This is a genomic window from Mycolicibacterium aubagnense (genome assembly GCF_010730955.1).
In the GTDB taxonomy this organism is placed as follows: Bacteria; Actinomycetota; Actinomycetes; order Mycobacteriales; family Mycobacteriaceae; genus Mycobacterium; species Mycobacterium aubagnense.
This window is the reverse complement of the sequence record NZ_AP022577.1, coordinates 5051181-5069585: the sequence shown is the minus strand read 5'-3', so window position 1 is coordinate 5069585 and position 18405 is coordinate 5051181. Positions and strand designations below refer to the sequence as shown.

The 18405-nt window shown below is 67.4% G+C and carries 13 protein-coding genes; all 13 read right to left on the bottom strand.

All coding sequences use genetic code 11. The features are described from left to right. Positions 1–96 precede the first annotated feature (96 nt). A complete protein-coding gene (locus G6N59_RS24265) occupies positions 97–3156 on the bottom strand; it encodes a ribonuclease E (protein WP_138229475.1) in 3060 nt (1019 codons plus the stop codon). 315 nt (positions 3157–3471) lie between these two features. Further along, on the bottom strand, positions 3472–3882 hold the full coding sequence (gene ndk / locus G6N59_RS24260; protein WP_138229474.1) for a nucleoside-diphosphate kinase: 411 nt from the start codon (positions 3880–3882) through the stop codon (positions 3472–3474). Between the two features lie 49 nt (positions 3883–3931). After that, a complete protein-coding gene (locus G6N59_RS24255) occupies positions 3932–4258 on the bottom strand; it encodes a DUF4233 domain-containing protein (RefSeq protein ID WP_138229679.1) in 327 nt (108 codons plus the stop codon). Between the two features lie 47 nt (positions 4259–4305). Beyond that, on the bottom strand, positions 4306–5790 hold the full coding sequence (folC, locus tag G6N59_RS24250) for a bifunctional tetrahydrofolate synthase/dihydrofolate synthase (protein ID WP_138229473.1): 1485 nt from the start codon (positions 5788–5790) through the stop codon (positions 4306–4308). Beyond that, a complete protein-coding gene (locus G6N59_RS24245; protein ID WP_407665781.1) occupies positions 5787–8474 on the bottom strand; it encodes a valine--tRNA ligase in 2688 nt (895 codons plus the stop codon). Before G6N59_RS24245 ends, folC begins: the two co-directional genes overlap by 4 nt. A 76-nt stretch (positions 8475–8550) precedes the next feature. After that, positions 8551–9174, bottom strand: coding sequence for a DUF937 domain-containing protein (locus G6N59_RS24240; protein WP_138229472.1), 624 nt, complete (start codon positions 9172–9174; stop codon positions 8551–8553). 99 nt (positions 9175–9273) lie between these two features. Next, complete coding sequence (locus G6N59_RS24235) at positions 9274–10533, bottom strand: saccharopine dehydrogenase family protein (protein ID WP_138229471.1); 1260 nt, start codon at positions 10531–10533, stop codon at positions 9274–9276. A gap of 96 nt (positions 10534–10629) precedes the next feature. Next, on the bottom strand, positions 10630–12609 hold the full coding sequence (locus G6N59_RS24230) for a S9 family peptidase (RefSeq protein ID WP_138229470.1): 1980 nt from the start codon (positions 12607–12609) through the stop codon (positions 10630–10632). Between the two features lie 40 nt (positions 12610–12649). Continuing rightward, the gene (locus G6N59_RS24225) at positions 12650–13462 is read right to left on the bottom strand and encodes an alpha/beta fold hydrolase (RefSeq protein ID WP_138229469.1); all 813 of its coding nucleotides are present in this window, start codon (positions 13460–13462) and stop codon (positions 12650–12652) included. 130 nt (positions 13463–13592) lie between these two features. After that, positions 13593–13919, bottom strand: coding sequence for a transglycosylase family protein (locus G6N59_RS24220; protein WP_138229468.1), 327 nt, complete (start codon positions 13917–13919; stop codon positions 13593–13595). 861 nt (positions 13920–14780) lie between these two features. After that, positions 14781–15359, bottom strand: a complete 579-nt coding sequence (gene mobA / locus G6N59_RS24215; RefSeq protein ID WP_138229467.1) for a molybdenum cofactor guanylyltransferase — start codon at positions 15357–15359, stop codon at positions 14781–14783. Positions 15360–15369: 10 nt separating this feature from the next. Continuing rightward, entirely contained in the window at positions 15370–16449 is a 1080-nt protein-coding gene (locus G6N59_RS24210) for a 2-oxoacid:ferredoxin oxidoreductase subunit beta (RefSeq protein WP_138229466.1), read from the bottom strand. After that, entirely contained in the window at positions 16446–18380 is a 1935-nt protein-coding gene (locus G6N59_RS24205) for a 2-oxoacid:acceptor oxidoreductase subunit alpha (RefSeq protein WP_138229465.1), read from the bottom strand. Before G6N59_RS24205 ends, G6N59_RS24210 begins: the two co-directional genes overlap by 4 nt. Between the last annotated feature and the right edge of the window lie 25 nt (positions 18381–18405).

Sequence of the window (18405 nt, the reverse complement as noted above, 5' to 3'; positions counted from 1 at the left end):
TGAGGCACCCACTGTCGCCGGTGTCGGCCAGGCGACAACTGGTCAAGGGTACGTGACCAGGTAATCGAGGGTCAAACCGCGAGGACCCCCACGGCATCAGCCATCAACACCTCCGACCGGCGGACCGGCGGGGCGGGCCGCCGCGCGACGCCGCTGCCGGACGACGGGAGCGGCGCTGACGGCCGGTTCAGCAGGCTGATCAGCCTCTTCCTCGTCGTCCTCGTCCTCGTCCTCGTCGTCATCGGAGTCTTCTTCATCGGAGTCGTCGTCATCGGAGTCGTCGTCATCGGAGTCTTCGTCCGAGTCGTCCTCGTCCTCGTCGAGGTCCAGCTCGTCACTGTCGTCGTCGCTGTCCTCGAAGTCCTCATCGAGTTCGACTTCGAGTTCGTCGTCTTCGGCGTCGTCCTCGTCCTCGTCAGCCTCGTCGGCGTCCAGGTCGTCGGCCTGGTCCAGCTCGATCAGCGCTTCGGCGGACTCGACGACATCGCCGTCGGTTACTTCCTCGGCGATGTCCTCGGTGAGGTCTTCATCATCGAGTTCGTCCTCATGCTTGCCGTTCGCTGCCGCCATCGCCTTGAACATCGGGTGCTCGCCCTGCGGATGCGGCGGCACCTTCGCCACCGGAGCCTCCTCGACAGGCGGCGCCACCTTCTTGGCGCGCTTGCTGCGCCGGCCCCCTCCACCCGCGCTACCGCCCGCGGCTTCGGTCTTGCGGCCGTTCGCCGACGCGGTGTCTACCGGATCGCCGTGCAGCATGATGCCGCGGCCCGCACAGTGCGTGCAGGTGGTGGAGAACGCCTCGATCAAGCCGGTGCCGAGGCGCTTGCGCGTCAGCTGCACCAGACCCAGCGACGTGACCTCCGACACCTGGTGGCGAGTCCGGTCCCGGGCCAGCGCCTCGGTCAGGCGGCGCAATACCAGGTCGCGGTTGGATTCGAGCACCATGTCGATGAAGTCGATGACGATGATGCCGCCGATGTCACGCAACCGCAGCTGGCGGACGATCTCCTCGGCCGCCTCGAGGTTGTTGCGGGTGACCGTCTGCTCCAGGTTTCCGCCCGAACCGGTGAACTTGCCGGTGTTGACGTCGACCACCGTCATGGCCTCGGTGCGGTCGATCACCAGCGTGCCGCCCGAGGGCAGCCACACCTTGCGATCCATCGCCTTGGCCAGCTGCTCGTCGATGCGGTACACCGAGAACACGTCAGGCCCGGCCGGAGCCGGGTTGCCGGCGACATCGGACTGGGCGCCGCCTGACTTTTCGTACTGCGACATGCGCGAAAGCAATTCCGGCGCAACGGAATTGACGTAATTGCTGATGGTGTTCCAGGCCTCGTCGCCCGACACCACGAGCTTGGAGAAGTCCTCGTTGAACAGGTCGCGGATCACCTTGACCAGGACGTCAGGCTCTTCGTAGAGCGCCACCGCGGCGCCGGCCGCCTTCGCCTTGGTCTCCGCGGCGGTGGTCTCGACCTCGGTCCAGCGTTCCTGCAACCGGTTGACGTCCGCGCGGATGTCCTCTTCCTTGACGCCCTCGGACGCGGTGCGGATGATCACGCCGGCATCGGCAGGCACGACCTCTTTGAGGATTTCCTTGAGGCGCTGCCGCTCGGTGTCGGGCAGCTTGCGGCTGATCCCGGTCGACGACGCTCCCGGCACGTACACCAAGTACCGACCGGCCAGCGAAATCTGTGTGGTGAGGCGGGCGCCCTTGTGCCCGACCGGGTCCTTGCTGACCTGGACGACGACGTAGTCGCCGGGCTTGAGCGCCTGCTCGATCTTGCGGTTATTGCCACCGAGGCCGGCGGCCTCCCAATTGACCTCACCGGCGTAGAGCACACCATTGCGGCCCCGGCCGATGTCGACGAACGCCGCCTCCATCGAGGGCAGCACGTTCTGCACGATGCCGAGGTAGATGTTGCCGACCAGAGAGGCAGAAGCCGCTGAAGTGACGAAGTGCTCGACCACGACGCCGTCTTCCAGCACGGCGATCTGGGTGTACCGGGCGCCTTCGTGCGGCGGCTCGGTGCGGACCTTGTCTCGCACCACCATCACGCGTTCGACGGCCTCGCGGCGGGCCAGGAACTCGGCCTCGCTCAGGATCGGCGGACGGCGGCGGCCCGCGTCACGACCGTCGCGGCGGCGCTGACGCTTGGCCTCCAGCCGGGTGGATCCGGTGATGCCCTGGATTTCGTTGTTGTCCGACTTCGCCCGCGGGGCGCGCTCGTGGACGACGGTGTTGGGCGGATCGTCGGCCGAGGCGGCCTCACCGTCGGCGTCGTCACCACCGGCACCACCGGACTTGCGCCGGCGACGGCGGCGACGACGGCGGCTGGCACCGTCGGACGCGTTCGCGTCGTCGTCACCGGAGTCCTCGTCACCCTCGGCGTCGGCGTCCTCGTCACCCTCGGCCGAGGCGTCCTGCGCCTCGCCCTCGGCGTCGGCGTCCGTCGCGTCGTCGCTGCTCTGTTCGCCCCGACCGCGGCCACGACCACGGCGACCACGACGGCGGCGCCGGTTGGCGGGCCGCTCGCTGTCGTCGTCGCTGCCATCCTCGCCACCGTCGTCGGCGCTGTCGGCCACGTCGTCGGTGATGTCGTCGTTGTCGTCGTCGGCGAAGTCGTCGGGCTCGGCGGGCGGCCGGAACGTCACGGGCTGCGGCGCCACGAAGAGCGGCAAGTAGTCGGCGGGCTCGGCGGAGGTCGTTGGGGCGGCCGGAACCGTCTCCAACAGCAGCCGGGACTCGGGCTCGTCTTCGTCGGGCTGCGCGTCGCCTGCCTCTGCCGCCTCGCGGGCGATCTCGACGGCAGCTTCGGCGACGTCGACGGCTTCGACGGCGACCTCAGCGGCATCCTCGTCCGCCGCATCGGCGGACTGCTCGGCGGACTCCACGGGCGCGGCAGGGGCCGTGACCTCGGCGGCTTCGCCACCGAGGCCCAGCAGGTCGCGGACCCGCTCGGCCTCGGCACGGTTCACCGTGGAAGCGGGATTGCGGGGCCTACCGTCGACCCCGGCGAGGGTCTCGGTGATCTTCTTGCTGGTGGTCCCGAGGATCCGGGCCAGCGAGAAAATCCGCAGGCGCTCGGGGAGCTCTATCGGCTCCGCGGCGCTGCCGGCGTCTTCGGATCGGGCTTCAAGTTGGGCATCGTCGGCCACGTATTCTCCTCAAGCCCCCGGGCGCGTCGTGCGACGCGGCCACGCGAGGGCTTCTTGTATTGGCTCGGGGAACTTCTCCCGAGATTGTTGTGGTCTCGCACCTAGCGGCCCATGGGGAGCCCTCGGTGCCTGGCTGAATGATGGCTGGACGGTCGGCGCCGCACTCGGATTTCTCCGGGTGGTCGCGTCGTCTAAGTCTTCATCCGGGCGTCCGCTCCTGGTATGAAGCAGGTCACCCGTACGCCAGTATCCCACATCGCCGGCCAATCTCCGACGAGGTGCCGCCGGTAGCTCAGCTACCGGCGGACCACAGTGTCAGTTACCGGGGAACCAGAGGGCGATTTCGCGGGCCGCGGACTCCGGGGAATCCGAGCCGTGAACCAGGTTGTCCTGGGTGATCAGGGCCAGGTCACCACGGATGGTGCCGGTCGCGGCCTTCTCCACCGGGTCGGTGCCGCCGGCGATTTGCCGGAAGGCGGCGACGGCGCGCGGGCCCTCGACGATCGCGGCCACAACCGGGCCCGAGGTGATGAATTCCAGCAGGTCGCCGAAGAAGGGCTTGTCCTCGTGCTCGGCGTAGTGCTTGGTCGCCAGCTCCACGCTGACAGTCTTCAGCTCGAGAGCAGCAAAGGTCAGGCCCTTGCGCTCGATTCGGCTGATGATTTCGCCGATCAGGTTGCGCTTGACGCCGTCGGGCTTGATCAAAACAAGGGTCTGCTCAGTCACGGCGGACAGCGTACTAGTCAGTAACCGAATCCAGCGATTCGGGCAGAAGTCACTGCTGGCCAGGCAGCAGACCGCGGTCCTGGCGACGCTTGACCTCAGACCGCAGGTAGAGGATCAGCACCCAGACCAGCAGGAAAATGATGCCGACGACGCCGATGGTCACGTCGATGAACGCGCCGAGGATCAGCACGAATTGAATGCCGACGTTCGCCGCCAGCGCCCAGGACCGGCCCTGCAGCCCTGACAGCAGCGCCAGCACGATCGCCATGCCGATCAGGTAGCCACTGCTGAGTGGCGTCAGACCCCCGTGGAACACCGACACCACCGGCAGCGCCAGCAGCACCACGATGACTTCCAGGATCAGCGTGCCTGCCATCACGCCGCGGAAACTCTTCCACGGGTCGGGCTGCTGGCTAGGGGTGCTCACGCCGGGTCCTTTCCGAACAGGGTGCGGGCCGCTCCGGCCGTCACGACCGAACCGGTGATCACCATGCCCGCGCCGGAGAAGCCGTCGGACGAGCCCCCGACCGAGCCGTAGTCGTTGCCCGATTCCTCGACCAACGCCGTCGCCGCCTCGATGGCGTCGGCCAGGTTCGGCGCGGTGATGACGCGCTCGGGACCGAACCGCTCCTCGGCCAGCGCGGCAAGGGATTCGACGTCCATGGCCCGCGGCGACCCGTTGTGCGTCACGACCAGCAGGTCGAACGCCGGCTCGAGCGCGGTCAGGATGCCGTCGACGTCCTTGTCCGCCATGACGGAGACGACGCCGACCAGGAACCGGAATTCGAACTCCGTCTGGAGTGCGTCGGCGAGCGCGGCGGCCCCGGCGGGGTTGTGCGCCGCATCGATGAACACCGTTGGGGCACTGCGCATCCGCTCCAGGCGACCCGGATTGCGCACCGCGGCGAAGCCGGCGCGCACGGTATCGACGTCGAGTTGACGGTCGGCGCCGGCGCCGAAGAACGCCTCGACCGCGGCCAGCGCCAGCGCAGCATTGTGCGCCTGATGCTCGCCGTGCAACGGCAGGAAGATGTCGGTGTAGACACCACCGAGGCCCTGCAGTTCCAGCATCTGCCCACCGATGGCGACCTGACGGCCACGGACGGCGAATTCGGAATCCTCGCGCGCGACCGCGGCGTCGGCCGTAACCGCCTGGGCCATCAGCACTTCCATGGCCTCGGGCACCTGGCGGGCAATCACCGCGACGGTGCTGGGGTCGGTGTCGGCGGGTACCAGGTCGGGCTGCTGACGGGCGATGATGCCGGCCTTCTCCCGCGCGATCGCGGCGATGGTGTCACCGAGAAAGTCGGTGTGGTCCAAGCCGATCGGAGTGATGACGGCGACCGGGGCGTCGACGACGTTGGTGGCATCCCAGCGTCCGCCCAGCCCGGTCTCGACGACCGCCACGTCCACCGGCGCATCGGCGAAGGCCGCGAACGCCATGGCGGTGAGCACCTCGAACTTGCTCATCTTGGGGCCCGGCTCCCCCAGTTCGCCGGCTTCCGACTGGCGGTCGACGATCTCGACGAACGGTTCGATCTCGGCGTAGGTCGCGACGTATTGCGCTGGGCTGATGGGCTTTCCGTCGATCGCGATGCGCTCGGTGGCGGCCTGCAGGTGCGGGCTGGTGGTCCGGCCGGTGCGCCGGCTGAACGCGGTCAGCAGCGCGTCGATCATCCGGGTGACCGAGGTCTTGCCGTTGGTGCCGGCCACGTGGATGCTCGGGTAGCCGCGCTGCGGCGAGCCGAGCATCTCCAGCAGCGCCTCGATGCGCACCGTGCTCGGCTCGATCTTCGTCTCCGGCCACCGCTGGTCGAGCAGGTACTCGACCTGCAGCAGCTCGGCGATCTCGTCGGGCGTCGGAGCCGCGCCAGTGGCGCCATCGAACCGGGGCCGCGGTTCCGTCATCGCAGACCGGCCAGCCGGGCGTTGATCCGGTCGACCTCTTCGGAGGCCAGCTGCTGGCGACCCCGAATCTTGGCGACCACATCTTCGGGAGCCTTTGCCAGGAACGCCTCGTTGCCCAATTTGCCTGTGGTCTGGGCGAGTTCCTTCTGCGCGGCAGCCAGGTCCTTCTCCAGCCGACGACGCTCGGCGGCGACGTCGACCGTGCCCGAGGTGTCCACCTCGACCACGACGGTGCCCTTCGACAGCCGGACCTCCACGGCCGCGGAGGGGTTGAAGTCGGCAGCCGGTTCGGTCAGCCAGGCCAGGGACGTCACCGCGGCGACCTGGGCGTCCAGGTCTGCTTCGCTGATACCCACCAGGCGGGCAGGCACCTTCTGCCGGTCGTTGAGGCCCTGGTCGCTGCGGAACCGGCGCACCTCGGTGATCAGCTTCTGCATGTCGGTGATCCGGCCGGCGGACACCTCATCGAGCTCGACACCGGATGCCCGCGGCCACTGCGCGATGACCACCGACTCGCCACCGCTCAGCGACTTCCACAGCGCCTCGGTGACGAACGGCATCACCGGGTGCAGCAGCTTGAGCAGCACGTCGAGCACGGCGGCCAGCACGGCCTTGGTGTGCTCTGCGCGCGAACCACCTTCGAACAGTTGGGCTTTCGCGAGCTCCAGGTACCAGTCACAGAACTCGTCCCACGCGAAGTGGTACAGCGCCTCGCAGGCGCGGCTGAACTGATAAGTGTCGAGCGAGTCATCTACGTCGACGCGGACCTCTTCGAGCCGGCCCAGAATCCAGCGGTCGGCGTCGGTGAGCTCAGCAGCCGCCGGCAGCTCAGCCGGGGCCGCGCCATTCATCATCGCGAAACGCGTTGCGTTGAACAGCTTGGTCGCGAAGTTGCGGGACGCGCGGGCGTGGTCCTCACCGATCGACAGGTCGCCGCCGGGACTGGCACCGCGAGCCAGGGTGAAGCGCAGCGCGTCGGCGCCGAACGTCTCCACCCAGTCCAGCGGGTCGATACCGTTGCCCTTGGACTTGCTCATCTTCTGGCCGAACTGATCGCGAATCAGGCCGTGCAGGAAGACATTACGAAACGGCACTTGAGATCCACCGGCGCATCCGCCCAGGACCGGGTCGTCGGCCACGAAGGTGCCGAACATCATCATCCGGGCCACCCAGAAGAACAGGATGTCGTATCCGGTCACCAGAACCGTTGTCGGATAGAACTTCTCGAGTTCAGGCGTCTTGTCCGGCCAGCCCATGGTGGAGAACGGCCACAGCGCCGACGAGAACCAAGTGTCGAGCACGTCGGGGTCCTGCTCCCAGCCGGCCGGCGGCTCCTCGTCCGGGCCGACGCAGACGGTCTCGCCGTCCGGGCCGTGCCAGATCGGGATGCGGTGTCCCCACCAGAGCTGCCGCGAGATGCACCAGTCGTGCATGTCGTCGACCCAGGCGAACCAACGCGGCTCCAGGCTGGCCGGGTGAATCACGGTGTCGCCGTTACGGACTGCGTCACCCGCCGCCTTGGCCAGCGACTCCACCTTGACCCACCACTGCATGGACAGCCGCGGCTCGATGGCCTCGCCGCTGCGCTCGGAGTGCCCGACGCTGTGCAGGTACGGCCGCTTCTCGGCGACGATCCGGCCCTCGGCGGCCAGCTTCTCGCGCACCTTGACGCGGGCCTCGAAGCGGTCCATTCCGTCGAATTCGGTTCCGGTACCGGCGATCGCACCCTTGGTGTCCATGATGGTCGGCATCGCCAGGTTGTGCCGCAGGCCGATCTCGAAGTCGTTCGGATCGTGCGCGGGCGTGACTTTGACTGCGCCGGTACCGAATTCGGGGTCGACGTGCTCGTCGGCCACGATGATGATGTCGCGATCCAGGAACGGGTGCGGCAGCGTGCTGCCGACCAGCGCGCGGTAGCGCTCGTCCTCTGGGTGCACGGCGATGGCGGTGTCACCCAACATCGTCTCGAGTCGCGTGGTGGCCACCACGATGTGGGGTTCCGCGTCGTTCATCGAGCCGTACCGGAACGACACGAGTTCGCCCTCGACGTCGTCGTACTTCACCTCGAGGTCGGAGATCGCGGTCTCCAGAACCGGCGACCAGTTGACCAGCCGCTCGGCGCGGTAGATGAGCCCGGCGTCGAACAGCCGCTTGAAGATGGTGCGGACGGCCCGCGACAGGCCTTCGTCCATGGTGAACCGATCCCGGCTCCAGTCGACACCGTCGCCCAGGCGCCGCATCTGGCCGCCGATGGTGCCGCCGGACTCGCGCTTCCATTCCCAGACCTTCTCGACGAAGCCCTCGCGGCCGAAGTCTTCTTTGGTTTGGCCGCCGGCGGCGAGCTGCTTCTCGACCAGGGTCTGCGTCGCGATGCCGGCGTGGTCCATGCCAGGCAACCACAGCACCTCGAAACCCTGCATGCGCTTTCGCCGGGTCAGCGCGTCCATCAGGGTGTGGTCGAGGGCGTGGCCCATGTGCAGGCTGCCGGTGACGTTCGGCGGCGGCAGCACGATGGAGTACGGCGGCTTGTCGCTGGTCGGGTCGGCGGTGAAGTACCCGGCGTCGACCCAGCGCTGGTACATGTCAGCTTCTACCGCGCTCGGATCCCACGATTTGGGCAGGGCAATCTCCGCATCGGAGGCCGCATTCACGGTCGTGGGATCAGGTGTATCGCTGGCAGTCACCGGCCAATTCTAGGTAAGCGCCGCGACCTGACCTAAATGCGCCCGGCAAGCGGCACATTTACCGCCGCGCGGAGAACTACTTGCGGTTGCCGAACAACCCGCCGAGGACACTGCCGAGCACGCCGCCGGCGCCCTGGTTGCCACCGCCGCCGAGGACACTGCCCAGAATGCTCCCCAGCGGGTTGTCCCCGGAGTTCGTCTTGCCGCCGGCGTTGTTACCCCCCAGCGCCCCGCCGAGGATGTTGCCCAGCACGTCGCCGAGACCGCCGCCGGACGCCGCGGGGGTCGACGCCCCGCCACCGCCGAGCTGCTTGCCGATGTACGCCAGCACGATGGGCGCCAGGATGGGCAACAACTTCTGGATCAGCTCACTGTTGCCGGCGCCGCCGCCGGCCAGTGCGGACGCGACCTGACCGCTGTCATTGCCGCCGAAGATCTTCGCGATGGCGTCGGCGCCCTGGTCCTGGTTCACCTGCTCGACGGTGACGCCACCGTCGAGCAGTCCGCTCGCCGCGTGGTCGGTGGCATCGTGCTCGATGCCGGCCGCGTTATCGGGGTCCTGCGCGGTGTGTTGCAGACCGCCCACCAGCAGCGGCACCAGCTGTTGTACGGCGCTGTTCACCTCGCCTTCATCCGCACCCAGTTTGGCCGCAATCTCTTGTGTCGGAATCTGATTGAGCAGTTCGTCAAGACCAGCCATGGCTTTCCACCTCATGTCCCCGGGATGTGTGTGAAACCTCGTCGCCGACACTAGCCGGGTCGGCGACGCGGCACAGCACTTCCGCGCTTGCTGCGCGAATCAGCGCCCCAGCGCTTCGGTTTCGAACGTGACGCCGGCGGCCGGCAGCCGGGTGAGGAGCACGTCGCCCATGGCGGCGGCCGGGGTCAGGACGCCCGTCAAGTCCGAAAGCCGGTCGCGGTCGAGCGCCAGCGCCAAGCCGCACTCCCCCAGCAACACCGCGGTGGCCTTGTAGCCCGGGTCACCCTGCTGAGCCATGACGGAGCGGTACCGGGCGCCACTGGTGGTGCGGGTGTACGTCTCGACGCGGTAGTGACCGTTGTCCCGGGCCTGCTCGCTGGGTCCGGTGCCCGGCTTCGGGACGACCCGGTCGATGAGGCCACGGGGCAGCTTGTTGAAGAAGCGACTGCCGAGGTTCATCACGGCCGCGTTGACCGCGGTACCCAGCGCCGAGGCGACGGGAGCGATGGGCGACGACCCCAGGCTCATGTGCTCCGCGTACCGGAACCGGCGGCCGTAGTGCCAGTCCAGCAGCGCATTGGTGCGCCGCACGATGCGCGTGTTCGCCACCGCCATGACGAAGGCGCCGGTCCAGGTGCCGGCGAGCTCCGGCGCGATGTCCCGACCGCGACGCCACGGGGTGTCGGACTGGTGGCCCACTTCCGGCTCGGCGGCGCGATCGGTGGTCAGCGTGTAGGGGTCCATCATGGTCCGACGCAGCTCCTCGTCGCCGGACGTCAGTGAGAACAACTCCAGCATTGAGGCGACGGTGCCGCCCGAGACGCCACCGGAGAAGCCACGCAGCACGTAGTCGGTGTCGGTGAGCTCCCCGGCTCCGTCGGCCTGGGCCGCCTTGTACAGCGCGTAGACGGTGAGATCCGAAGGGATGGAATCGAATCCGCAGGAGTGCACGATGCGGGCACCCGTATCGGCGGCCTGCTTGTGGAACAGGTCGATGCTCTCCCGGATGAACAGGCTCTCCCCGGTGAGGTCGGCGTAGTCGGTGCCGGCCGCCGCACACGCGGCCACCAGCGGCAGGCCATACTTCAGGTACGGACCGACCGTGGTGACGACCACCTGGGTCCGGGCCGCCATCGCATCCAGGCTCTGCTGCGACGAGGCATCGGCGTGGATCAGTCCCCAGCCCTGACCGGCCGCGCCGAGGGAGTCCCGGACCGCGGCCAGTTTGTCCATTGACCGGCCGGCCAGCGCGATCCGCGCGGCCCCTCCATGCTCGGCCAGATATTGGGCGGTCAGCTTCCCGACGAAGCCGGTGGCGCCGTAGAGAACGATGTCGAATTCGCGCTGCGGTGCAGTCATGCTGCTCAACCTAGCCGTACGACGATCAAGCGGCGAGGAACGAGCCGCGATGTGGGGGTACCTCCCGCTTGCGGGGGCGAGTGCGGCAAATCAGACTCAGCCGAGGGTCTCCGGCAGGTCGATGTGTTCCTTCAGGACGTGCTCGGACAGGAACGCCGTCACCACCTGGTACCAGATCTTGGCGTGCTGCGGCGCGGCGATCCAGTGCCCTTCCGACGGGTAGTAGAGGTAGCGGTGCGCGGTGGCGCCGGTGTCGTCGGCGGGCAGCCCCGACCTGGTCAGCAGGTCGTTCCACAACCGCAGGCCTTCGCCGATCGGGACCCGATAGTCCTTGTCCCCGTGGATCACGAGCATCGGGGTCGTGATGTTCTCGACGTGGCGGTGCGGCGAATTGCGTTCGGCCATCTCGGGTGTCATCTCGCGGGCCCACCAGTAGGCGCCGTCGGTGGTCGGCCCGAATTGGTCCAGGGCCCACAGGCTGGCGTGGGTGACGATCGCGGCGAACCGGTCGGTGTGCCCGGCGATCCAGTTGGCCATGTAGCCACCGAACGAGCCGCCCATCGCCGCGATCCGGCCGGCGTCGACGCGCGGGTGGCCGCAGGCGCCGTCGACGGCAGCCATCAAGTCGGTGAACGGCGCGAAACCCCAAGCACCCCAGCCACGTTGGATGAAGTCCTGACCATATCCGGTCGACAGCGCCGGGTCCGGCATCAGCACCGCGTAGCCGAGCGCGGTGAGCAGCCACGGATTCCAGCGCCAGTGCCAGGTGTTCCAGCTGCCCACCGGTCCGCCGTGCACCCACAGCAGCAGCGGTGCCGGCGTGTCGCCGGCAGGCAGTGTCAACCAGGACCGAACGGCCATGCCGTCGTCCGTCGTCGCCGTCAGCTCGACCAGTTCACCTGGCAATTCGGGAATTTCGACGCACGGCAGCACCGTGACGGCGCCGGAGGCGTCCACCCGGACCGGATGCGGCGGGGTCAGGTAACTGCTGCGCAGGGCATACACCACACCGCCCGCGACGGGGCGTACCTCGCCGTAGGCGAAGTCATCGTGGGTCAATTGACTGACCGCTCCGCTCGCCGGGTCGACGGTGAAGATCGGAGCGCGGCCGTTGTCGTCGGCCGTCACCAACAGCGTCGATCCGTCGTGCGACCACCGCACCGACGTCGGCCAGCGGTCCCACTGCGTGGTGAGCTCCACCGGCTCGCCACCGAAGGCCTGGCGGCACAAGGTGATCCGCGGTGCTCGATTCGGCGTCGAATGCGTCTCGCGGAGGAAAGCGACCGCGCTGCCATCGGGCGAGATCGCCGGGCCGCCCAGGTCGGCACCGGGGTCGTCGGCGATCACCGTGCGCTCGCCGGTGCCGATGTCGATGCGAACCAGGACACTGCGCAATGCCGCCCCCGGTGCGGGTATCTCCCAGGACGCGACCGCGAAGGTCCCGTCGGCACTGATATCCACGGTGGCTTCGTTCAACGCCATACCGGGCTGCGGCGTGATGTCCTGAGCCGCACCGGATTCGACACGGAGCAGGTGCGCGTGATCCGGCCCCAGGTCGTGATCCCAGTGCCGTACCGGATAGCCGGTGTGCAGGATGGCCGAGACTTTGTTGTCTTTGCGCAGCGTGCGCAGGCGCTTGTCGTCGTCGGGCGTGCCGGCCGACGGGAGCATCGGCGCCGTCACCACCACGACGTCAGCAGAACGGGCGGCGTGCACCGCGCTGACGCCGCCCGACAGCTCGAGAATCCGTTGCGCTTCACCGCCGTTCGCCGGTAAGCGCCACAGCGCCGCGGGCGGATCGTCGTCGGAATCGGTGGCTCGTGCCGCGACGAACAGCAGATCGCCGGCCGCGGTGAAGGCCGGCTGGGACTCCCCTTTGGCCCCGTACGTCAGCCTGCGCGCGTCGCGCTGCCCGTCCGGGTCGAGTTCCCAAGCTGCGGTGACAAATTCGTTGCCCTTGTCAGTCAGCTCACTGATCATCGTGACGACGCGACGGCCGTCGGGCGACACTGCGAGCCCGGACACCCGGGGCAGACGGAGGTAGGCATCCAGGTCATCGAACGGGGTCACGGCCATACTCCGTTGTTAGCACATGACGGCTCGGCGCCTCACCCGATTATCGGCGGCGGTGGCGGTCGAGGAAGTCGTCGATGAGAGCGTTGACGGTGTCCGGCGCCTCATATGCGGCCAGGTGCCCGACCTGCTCCAGGACCACCAGTTCCGAGCCCGGAATCGCCTCGGCCATCCGGCGCACTTCGGCGACCGGAAAGCTCTCGTCTTCACGGCCGGCGACCACGAGCGTGGGAACGCCGATGCGGCCGAACAACGCGTGCTGGTCCGGACGCCGGACCACGATGCTCTCCACCGCAAAGCTGGCGGACCGCGCGTTGTTGCGCCTGATCATTCCCACGAGTCCGTCGACCAGGTCGCGACGCTGCCGGCGGGTGGTCACCCCGAGGAAGCGCGGCACCACCGTCGACCGCACGAAGAGTGGGCGCCCGGCCAGTCGGGTCAGCCGCGCCGCCAGCGCGAGCTGCAGACGATCCCATCGAGGCCCCTCCGATGCGGTGCCGTTGAGCAGTACGGCGCACCCGACCCGGTCCGGGAAGATCGCAGAGATCGCGCCGCCGATCATGGCGCCCCACGAATTGCCCACCAGATGTGCCCACGGCAGCCCCAGCCCGTCCAGGACGTCGACATATGCCCGAGCACTCTCCTCGAAGGTGAAGGCGCCGCGCAGCGGCTGGCTGCGTCCCTGCCCGGGCGGGTCGACCGCGATCGTGGTGTATCTACCGGAGAAGTGGGCCACCTGCGCGGCGTAGAGCGTGTGGTCGGTCAGCAGGCTGGGCATCAGCAGGATCGGGTCACCGGAGCCGGTGACGTCAAGATGCAGGGTGCCGAGGCTGGTCGCGATGTCATGCGTCGCCATGCCCCCATCGTTTCATCAGGTGACGGATCACCCAGGATGGCTCCGGCAACGACAGAGGGTGTCGGACCATATGGTCCGACACCCTCTGTCGTCACGTTCGAGCGGTTGTGGCGCTCGTAGGCGCGCGGAGTTAACCCCGGCGGCCGCAGACCGGCCAGGCACCCATGCCCTGGCTGGCACGAACGTTCTCGGCAACCCGGATCTGCTCTTCGCGACTGGCCGACGACGGCGAGCCGGAGCCGCCGTGGGCGTGCCAGGTGCCCATGGTGAACTGCAGGCCACCGTAGTAGCCGTTACCGGTGGCGATGCCCCAGTTACCACCAGATTCGCAAGCTGCAACGGCGTCCCAGTTGACCCCGCTGTCCGCGTTCGCGGTACCGGTACCGATGACCATCGGGGCCACAGCAACTGCCCCAGCAACGGCAACCAGTCCAAGCGTTGTGCGGATGTTCTTCACTTCGTTCCTCTCGCCGAGCGCGCGCCATCCATCGCCCGCACATAGGCGGTGCGACGTGCTGCCTGCCGGGCAGGCGTAGGGGGCTGAATCGTGCCGTCTCGGTCAGACACGACAGCGGGGGCGGCTTGATCGGTCCGGGCTCGAAGCCGGCGGACGCCACGGGCAACAGGCCTTGTGCTCTGTTCCCACCGCGATCCCGCTCACACGCAGGTTCATGGTTTTTTCAGTTGTTTGCTCTCTTGGAGCAGCACGAGGACCGTAGCAAGTATTCGGCTCGCTATGTCGAACCCATCCCAGCCAGATAACAGGCAGATCACGGTTGATCCTGAGAGGAACATAAGCAGGTCACGCGATGTATAAAGCGGCCCTAACAAATCACCGTTCGACAACATTTCGTGATAGAGGTCACCATCAAATTGTGGCCTGGCGCACAAAATTCAATTCACACGAGTCACAGTCGTCGCAGGTCAGCGGCGCATTTCAGCAGTGTCGGCGCTAAACCTCCGGCGTGTCGCATCGTGAAACCCAGTGACGCCAGGGCTTCAGTTCGCTGCCGACGGGCGCGTCAAACCGCATCGAGGTGGAACGAGCCACTCGACACCGGCACCAATCAGGACTTTTCATGCCTACGACGCGAACCGTTCAGACGCCGTTAAACAACGGCCCGGCCCGCGATCACCCAAATCCGTTGTGCCACAGCATGTTCGAAATTCGATCATCGAACGGCCGGCGAATTGCACAGAATTGCGCGGTTTCATTTGCGCATTCGTTACGAATCGCGGAAATACCGATAATTCAAATTCGCCGAACGTAGAGAAATTCGTGAATACGCAGCCCCGCCATGGACCTTTGCTGAGTTGCTCAGACGAAGTCGGCGGGGCTGTTGACGTTGACCAGTGCCCGCTGCCGGTCCATCACCACCCGCTGGGTGTCGGCGGTGTCGACCAGTGCCCGCATGCTCCGCCGCCCGCGGGCCACCAGCTCGTCGGCCCGGGTGGCCAGCGCGGTCCGGTAGATGCCCGCCAAATAGTGATCGCGGCCGTCCCAGGGCAGCACCACATCGGCGTCCACGCGCGCCGCGTGCCCGGCGAGTTCATCGATCAGCTCGACTGTCAGATACGGCATATCCACGGCGCACACGAAGGCGCGCGCATATCCGGCATCGGCCGCGGCACGCAGCCCACGCGCAGTGGCCAACAGGGGTCCGATGCCGGGCGTCGCATCCCGCAGCACCTCCGCATCCAGGTCGGGCAGCGCCTGGCCACGAGCGGCGATCACGAACACCCGCGCGCACCGGGATCGCAGGGTCGCCACCACCTGCTCGACGAAGGTGATCTCCCCCACCGATCCGCGGAACCGCACGGTGGCCTTGTCCCGCCCCATACGACGAGACGCCCCGCCGGCCAATACAACTGCGGCCAGCGGGGCGTCCTCGGTCAAAGCGTCAGGTTCAGTCGACTGTCCAGGTGTCCTTGCCACGCAGCAAGGATTGCAGAGCGGCGGTGTCGTGCGCCTTGGAATCCATCGCCGACTTCACCTGCGCACGCGCTTCGTCGTCGTAGGTCGGCCGGTTCACCTGACGGAAGATGCCCATCACGGTGTGCTCCAGGTTCTGCTCCGACAGGCGCGACAGCGCGAACGCGTAGGCCGGGTCGTCGATGTGCGCGTTGTGCACCACGATGTCACCGGGGTCGACGTCAGCGGTCTTGCCGATCTCCAGTCCGTAGCCGGACTTGGTCACGCAGTACTCGTTCTCCGCGCCGAAGGTGATCGGCTGGCCGTGCTGCAGGTTGATCAGCCGCTCCTCGGCGCCTTCCTTGCGCAGGGCGTCGAAGGAACCGTCGTTGAAGATCGGGCAGTCCTGCAGGATCTCGACGATGGCAGCGCCGCGGTGGGCGGCCGCGGCCTTGAGCACCTCGGTCAGACCCTTGCGGTCGGAGTCCAGCGCCCGGCCGACGAACGTGGCCTCGGCGCCCAGGGCCAGCGACACCGGGTTGAACGGCTGGTCCAGCGAACCCATCGGGGTCGACTTGGTGACCTTGCCGACCTCGGAGGTCGGCGAGTACTGGCCCTTGGTCAGGCCGTAGATCCGGTTGTTGAACAGCAGGATCGTGATGTTGATGTTGCGGCGCAGCGCGTGGATCAGGTGATTACCGCCGATCGACAGCGCGTCACCGTCACCGGTGACGACCCACACCGACAGGTCCGGACGCGCCAGCGCCAGGCCGGTGGCGATGGTCGGGGCACGACCGTGGATCGAGTGGAACCCGTAGGTCTCCAGGTAGTACGGGAACCGGCTGGAGCAGCCGATTCCGCTGACGAACGCGATGTTCTCGCGGCGCAGGCCCAGCTCCGGCAGGAAGTTGCGGATGGTGTTGAGGATGACGTAGTCACCACAACCCGGGCACCAGCGCACCTCCTGGTCGCTGGTGAAGTCCTTGCCCTTCTGCGGCTGGTCCGTAGTCGGAACCAGGGCAGTCTTGCTGAGGGCTTCGGTCAGGCCCAGATCAGCACCGATCAGATCCGTCATGCGTTTGCTCCCACACCGGTTTCCACGGTGGCGGCTGCCAACCGTGCGAACTTGGCCTTGTCAGTTTCCTTTTCGCGCAACGATCCGTCCAGCGCCGCGCTGATGATGCCCTCGACCTCATCTGCCAGGAACGCCATGCCCTCGACCTTGGTCACCGACTGGACATCGACCAGGTACTTGCCGCGCAGGAGCAGCGCCAACTGGCCGAGGTTCATCTCCGGCACGACGACCTTGTCGTACTTGCGCAGGACCTCTTCGAGGTTGGCCGGGAACGGGTTGAGGTGGCGCAGCTGAGCATGCGCAACCTTGATGCCGTTGCGACGGGCCCGGCGGCAGGCTTCACCGATGGGACCGTAGGAGCTGCCCCAACCGAGCATCAGCAGTTCGGCTTCGCCGCTCGGGTCGTCGACCTCGAGGTCGGGGACCTTGATGCCGTCGATCTTGAGCTGACGCAACCGGACCATGAGGTCGTGGTTCTTGGGCTCGTAGGAGATGTTGCCGGAGCCGTTGGCCGCTTCCAGACCACCGATGCGGTGCTCCAGGCCCGGGGTGCCCGGGATGGCGAATTGGCGACCCAACGTCTCGGGGTCGCGCGCGTAGGGCTGGAACGGCTCGTCCGGCTTGGCGAAGGTGTGCTCGATGGCCGGGTAGCTCGCGATGTCGGGGATGCGCCACGGCTCGGAGCCGTTGGCGATCGCGCCGTCGGACAGGATGATCACCGGGGTGTGGTAGGTGATGGCGATCCGCGCCGCCTCCACCGCGATGTCGAAGCAATCCGACGGGGAGCACGGCGCCAGCACCGCGACGGGCGACTCGCCGTTGCGGCCGTAGAGCGCCTGCAGCAGGTCGGCCTGCTCGGTCTTGGTCGGCAGCCCGGTGGACGGGCCACCGCGCTGCACGTCGATGACGATGAGCGGCAGCTCGGTCATCACCGCGAGGCCGATGGCCTCGGACTTCAGCGAGACGCCGGGACCCGAGGTGCTGGTCACGCCCAGCGCACCGCCGTACGAGGCACCGATGGCCGCGCCGATACCGGCGATCTCGTCCTCGGCCTGGAAGGTCAGGACATTGAAGTTCTTGTGCTTGGACAGCTCGTGCAGGATGTCGCTGGCCGGGGTGATCGGGTAGGTGCCGAGCACCACCTGAATGTCACCGAGTTGACCGGCGGCGACGATGCCGTACGCCATGGCCGTGTTGCCGGAGATCTGACGGTATTCACCGGACTTGAGCTTGGCCGGGGCCACCTCGTAGGTGGTGCCGAAGGCCTCGGTGGTCTCGCCGTAGTTCCAGCCGGCCTTGAGCGCCAGCACGTTGGCCTCGGCGATCTCGGGCTTGCGGGCGAACTTCTCGCGAATGAAGGCCTCGCTGTGCTCCAGCTCGCGGCCGTACATCCAGGACAGCAGGCCGAGCCCGAACATGTTCTTGGCGCGCTGACCGTCCTTCTTGGTCGCGCCGATGGCCTCGACCGCGGCCAGGGTCAGCGTGGTCATCGCGACGGGGATGACCACGAACTCGGACAGTTCGTCGTTCTCCAGCGGGTTCTCTTCGTACCCGACCTTGGCCAGGTTGCGCTTGGTGAACTCATCGGAGTTGGCGATGATCATGCCGCCGCGCGGCAGGTCGGCAACGTTGGCCTTGAGCGCGGCCGGGTTCATGGCGACCAGCACGTCGGGGCGGTCACCGGCGGTGAGGATGTCGTAATCCGCGATCTGGATCTGGAACGACGACACGCCGGGCAGGGTGCCCTGTGGTGCGCGGATCTCGGCGGGGTAGTTCGGCTGCGTCGCAAGGTCATTGCCGAAGAGCGCGGCTTCCGAAGTGAACCGGTCACCGGTCAGCTGCATACCGTCACCGGAGTCACCAGCGAAGCGGATGACGACCTTCTCGAGCTTCTGCCGCGAGGTGCCGTTGTCGCCGTCGTTAAGACCCACGACGCCTGCCTTTCACACTCTGTTT